Genomic DNA, 1,464 nt, shown 5'->3' on the forward strand with positions numbered 1-1,464 from the left:
GGCCATATCAATCGTCTCGCGACTATGCCGGCCTCGGGAAAATAGAGTCAGGTACGGCCCCACACCGCCGACGGAACGGGCCCATCCAAAGGACTCTAATATTTGCGAGGGACTGTACCCTGCCATTGATCCATCAAGGCCCTGCTTGTGAAACCACCAAGCCCGAAGCTTTTGAATGTCCATGAGCACCATTATGAGGGAATTGCTCATCCTCGAGTTGTTGAACCCGTATACTCACTCTTTAGAATGAAGGTCCTTGTGATCGGCTCCGGCCCCATCGTCATCGGTCAAGCTGCGGAGTTTGATTATGCAGGAACTCAGGCCTGCAAGAGCCTTCGAGAAGAAGGGCATCAGGTTGTGCTGATCAATTCGAACCCCGCCACGATCATGACTGATCCCGACGTGAGTGATGCTCTCTACATAGAACCGCTGACCGTCGATTTTTGCGAAAGGGTGATTGCCAGAGAAAGACCGGATGCTCTGTTGCCGACCCTTGGTGGTCAAACAGGCCTCAACCTCGCGACTCAGCTAGCGGACGAGGGAATCCTCGAAAAGTACAACGTGAAGGTCTTGGGAACGCCATTGAGCGCGATCAAAATGGCGGAAGACCGAGAAAGTTTCCGTAACCTGATGCGGGAAATTAAAGAACCCGTGCCCGAAAGCTGGATCATCACGAACGATGATGAGCTCAAAGCGGTTCTAGACGTCGTTCCGTACCCATGCATTATTCGTCCCGCCTACACTCTCGGCGGCACCGGAGGCGGAATTGCGAACACTCGGGAAGAGCTTTGGGCGACGGGTCAGAAGGGACTCAAGCTTTCGATGCGGAGCCAGATCATGGTAGAGCGGAGCTTGCTCGGCTGGAAAGAAGTCGAATACGAAGTGATGCGAGACTCGAAAGGCACTTGCATCACGGTTTGTAACATGGAGAACTTCGATCCGATGGGTGTCCATACCGGAGACTCCATCGTTATCGCTCCCTCCCAAACCCTAAGCGACCTCGAATATCACATGCTCCGAACCGCATCGCTGAAGATTATTCGCGCGTTGGGAATCGAAGGCGGCTGCAACGTACAGCTCGCATTCAACCCCGAGAGCTTTGACTACTACATCATCGAGGTAAACCCTAGGGTCTCTCGCTCTTCTGCCTTGGCTTCGAAAGCAACGGGCTATCCCATCGCCAGAGTGGCGGCGAAAATTGCCGTCGGCTTAACTCTGGATCAGATTGAGAACCAAGTCACAGGCACCACAAAAGCTTGTTTTGAACCCGCTCTAGACTACGTGGTGGTGAAGATTCCTCGCTGGCCCTTCGATAAGTTCGTCACGGGAGATCGATCACTGTTCACCCAGATGAAGGCAACGGGTGAAGTCATGGCGATAGACCGCTCGTTTGAAGCCGCCTTTATGAAGGCAATTCGAGGACTTGAAGTCAAGCAAAAGGACTTGCGGCACCCGAAGTTTGCG

General features: G+C 53.4%; 1 protein-coding gene. It reads left to right on the plus strand.

The window, feature by feature from the left end; genetic code table 11:
• Positions 1-246: 246 nt before the first annotated feature.
• A partial coding sequence (gene carB, locus RMO15_RS04575) for a carbamoyl-phosphate synthase large subunit (RefSeq protein ID WP_309708423.1) occupies positions 247-1,464 on the plus strand: 1,218 nt, incomplete at its 3' end.

Origin of the sequence: Armatimonas sp. (assembly GCF_031410135.1) — a bacterium.
Classification (GTDB): domain Bacteria; phylum Armatimonadota; class Armatimonadia; order Armatimonadales; family Armatimonadaceae; genus Armatimonas.